This window comes from bacterium (genome assembly GCA_035703895.1).
Classification (GTDB): domain Bacteria; phylum Sysuimicrobiota; class Sysuimicrobiia; order Sysuimicrobiales; family Segetimicrobiaceae; genus Segetimicrobium.
Genome location: DASSXJ010000283.1, coordinates 1 through 3,094, shown reverse-complemented (window position 1 = coordinate 3,094; position 3,094 = coordinate 1). Strand labels below are relative to the sequence as shown.

Sequence of the window (3,094 nt, the reverse complement as noted above, 5' to 3'; positions counted from 1 at the left end):
ATCGGCGCGGCCGGCGGCGGACCCGGACGTGAGTCCATCGATTCGTATCGGCGCCGCCACCCTGACCCGGATCGTGCCGCGGGAGAGGCGGCGCGCGCCTTTCGGGAACACCGTGTCGGTCCCGATCACGGCCACGGGCAGGATCACCGCACCGGTGCGAAGCGCGAGGAGCGCGGCGCCCGGCTCGGGCGGGCGGAGGTCGCGGATGCTCGCCCCGCGCGTCCCCTCCGGGAACATGACGAGCGCCTCCCCGTGTTCGAGAAGGGCGCGGGCCGTGCGAAGCGCCTGGCGATCCGCCTCCCCGCGGCGGACGGGGAAGGCTCCGCATGCGCTCACCCACCACCGGAGGAGCGGCGGGCGGAACAGCTCGATTTTGGCCATGTAATTTACCCGGCGGCGAAGGGCGGCCCCCAAGACGAGAGGATCAAGATCACTGACGTGGTTGCTGACGATGAGCAAGGGACCCGAGGCCGGCTCGTGGTGGCCGCCCTCGACCCTGAACCCAAACAGTGTGCGGAGGACGAGCCATATGACAAAGCGAGACAGCCTATAAACCACGCGCGCGCTCCACCAACGCCACAATCTGATCGACGACTTGATCGATCGAGAGGCGCGTGCTGTCGATGACGACCGCCCCCGGTGCCACCCGCAACGGCGCGACATCCCGGGTGGTGGCCGCCCGGTCGTCTTCCTCGATGATCCGTTGGACCTCCCCGAGCGGCATCGGCGCCCCGTTCTCCACCAATTCCGCCTGACGCCGGTGGGCCCGCACCTCAATTGAGGCCGTGAGAAACACCTTGACCTCCGCGTTCGGAAGGATGACCGATCCGATATCCCGCCCCTCCATGACGACCCCGCCGCGGCCGCCCAACGCCCGCTGGATGGCCCCGAGGGCGTCGCGCACGCCAGGTACCCGAGCGACCCTGAACACGATGCGGTTCACCTCGACGCTTCGGAGCGCCGGGGTGACGTCGTCCCCGTCCACCAGCACGCGCGTGGATCCGTCCGGTTGTGGCTCGAGGCTGAGGGTGACCGCGCGCGCGAGTCTCGCCAGCGCGTCGACATCATCGGGGGCGATGCCCCGCCGAATTGCCGCGACGGCGATCGCGCGGTACATCGCGCCGGTATCCACGTACTGGAATCCGAGGCGCTTGGCGACCTCGCGGGCTACCGTGCTCTTCCCCGAACCCATCGGTCCGTCGATCGCGAGTGCGATTGCCGCGCGCGCCGTGGCCACGCCCCCCCGAATTCGGTGCGGGGACCGGGCGCTCCTACGCTCATGGCCGGCGGGCAACGAGGCGAACCGTGTCGATGCACCGCGCGCCGTCGTCTTCGGGTCCTTCCGAATACGCGAGGAGATCCCAGCGCGCAAACAGCCCGCGGGCCTCGTGCATCTGCAGCGCATACTTGCTCCGATCTGCTGGGGTCGGGGTCGTCAAGTGCGTTTCGAAGAACACCACGCCTCCGGGACGGAGCCAGCGCCAGAACCGGGGGATCAGCCGGCGGTCCAGAAAGAACGTGTCGACGATGAGGTCGTAGACCGCGGGCCGGCATGCGAACGTGTCGAAGTCCGCGAGGACGAGGTTGATCCTCATCGCGGCGTCGCGCGCCCGCTGGCTGAGGACGCGGAGCCCTTCGAGCGAAATATCGATCGCGTCGACCGACCATCCGTGTCGCGCAAGGAGCAGCGCGTGGCGTCCCAACCCGGCGGCAACGTCGAGTGCGCGTCCGGCCTGCCATCGCGGGAGCCATTCCAGGAGAAGCGGCGACGGGCCGGCATCGTGACGGCGGTCCCCTTCTGCGTATCGCGCATCCCAGCGCGTACGGTCACTTCGCATTGCGGCCGTGCGCCGTCATTGATTGACGGCGTGGGGCAAATCCCGTACCATCGTGCAAGCATGCCTCGCGTTCCACGTTCTCTCCTTGCCGGTCTGCTCAGCCTCACCGCCATTCGCTTAGTCCTCGCAGCGACCCTCCCGCTCGGTGACGACGAGGCGTACTACTGGGAGTGGTCGAGGCACCTGGCGGCGGGGTATGTTGATCATCCGCCGGCGATCGCGTACCTGGTGTGGGCGGGGGTCCGGGTCCTTGGGAACACGCCGTTCGCCGTTCACGCCGTCGCGGTTGGACTCGCGCTCGCCACCTCGCTGGCGCTTTGGACGCTGGCGCGGGAGGTGATTGGTCGTGACGCTGCGACCTGGGCGGTCATCTTGTACTCGCTCATCCCGGTGTTCGTGGCCGGGTCGCTGCTGACGGCCCCCGACGGCCCGTTGTTTCTCTGCTGGGTGATGACCCTGCTCTGGGCCTGGCGCGCGGCGACCGGGACGGCCCTGGGGCCGTGGCTGGCGGCGGGGGTGTGGCTGGGATTGGGGCTCCAGAGCAAGTATGTCGCCGTCGCGCTCCCGGTGTCGATCGGACTGTGGCTGCTGCTCTCGCCGGTGCACCGCCGCTGGTTGACGCGGCGCGAGCCCTACCTCGGACTTGCGGTCGCGCTCGCCATCTTCGCGCCCGTGGTGTGGTGGAACGCGGCGCACCATTGGATCTCCTTTGCGCTGACCGCGCTCGGGACGTCGCGGTGGACCGATCAAAGCAACACTCGGTTCTTCCTCACAACGCAGTTTGTCTACGCAAGCCCGCTGATGTTCCCCGCCTTGATCCTGGCCCTTGTCGTGGCCGCGTGGCGCGGGATCAGGCGGCAGGACCCGGCGTGGTTGTTCCTGGCGGCCGCGGGATGGCCGGTCGTGCTCGGGGCCTTCGCGGGGAGCTTTTTAGTCTACGCCAAACCTCACTGGTCCGCGCCAGGATATATGGCCGGCGTGGTCGCGCTGGCCGGCATCGCGACCGAACCGCTGCCCTTGGCGGCGTCGCACATCCGGTGGAGGCTGTTCGCGATCGTGGCCGGAGTGACCGGATTTATCGGGGCACTCTTTTATGCGCTGCCGTTCCTCACCGCTACGTTCCTTCCGCCGCAGATCGACCCGGCCGCGAACTACTACGGGTGGTCCCAGGCCGGGCCGGCGATCGCCGCCGTGGCGCGGCGAGACGCGGAGGGGCCGTTCTTCATCGCGAGCGACTGGTATCAGGTCATGGCCCC

4 protein-coding genes are annotated in these 3,094 nt (G+C 68.8%); 1 reads left to right on the top strand and 3 read right to left on the bottom strand.

The features are described from left to right. The 3 genes from VFP86_18755 to VFP86_18745 all read right to left on the bottom strand — a co-directional run. The coding region (locus tag VFP86_18755) for a lysophospholipid acyltransferase family protein (GenBank protein HET9001689.1) at positions 1–558 on the bottom strand (558 nt) is incomplete at its 3' end. Then, a complete protein-coding gene (gene cmk / locus VFP86_18750) occupies positions 548–1,237 on the bottom strand; it encodes a (d)CMP kinase (protein HET9001688.1) in 690 nt (229 codons plus the stop codon). The genes cmk and VFP86_18755, both read right to left, overlap by 11 nt. A 40-nt stretch (positions 1,238–1,277) precedes the next feature. After that, positions 1,278–1,838 carry a class I SAM-dependent methyltransferase gene (locus tag VFP86_18745; protein ID HET9001687.1) on the bottom strand — a complete coding sequence of 187 codons (561 nt, stop codon included), beginning with the start codon at positions 1,836–1,838 and terminating at the stop codon, positions 1,278–1,280. Between the two features lie 60 nt (positions 1,839–1,898). Here VFP86_18745 and VFP86_18740 point away from each other — a divergent pair. Then, on the top strand, positions 1,899–3,094 hold a 1,196-nt coding region (locus tag VFP86_18740; protein ID HET9001686.1), incomplete at its 3' end, for a glycosyltransferase family 39 protein.